This window comes from Pseudomonas helleri, from assembly GCF_009600315.1.
Classification (GTDB): Bacteria; Pseudomonadota; Gammaproteobacteria; order Pseudomonadales; family Pseudomonadaceae; genus Aquipseudomonas; species Aquipseudomonas helleri_A.
This window is the reverse complement of the sequence record NZ_WIWC01000218.1, coordinates 1-205: the sequence shown is the minus strand read 5'-3', so window position 1 is coordinate 205 and position 205 is coordinate 1. Positions and strand designations below refer to the sequence as shown.

Here is a 205-nt window from a genome sequence, read left to right as displayed (position 1 = left end):
GCAGCGGACGGGACTCGAACCCGCGACCCCCGGCGTGACAGGCCGGTATTCTAACCGACTGAACTACCGCTGCGCGTCGGTTGGTTGCTCTTTTCAGAACGACCTTCTCTTTCGAGAAACTCAAGAAGTGGTGGGTGATGACGGGATCGAACCGCCGACCCTCTGCTTGTAAGGCAGATGCTCTCCCAGCTGAGCTAATCACCCT

General features: G+C 58.5%; 2 tRNA genes. Both read right to left on the bottom strand.

Annotated elements, in window-relative coordinates:
• Positions 1-73 (bottom strand) — tRNA-Asp (locus GHN86_RS23365).
• Between the two features lie 55 nt (positions 74-128).
• A tRNA-Val gene (locus GHN86_RS23360) sits at positions 129-204 on the bottom strand.
• Between the last annotated feature and the right edge of the window lies 1 nt (position 205).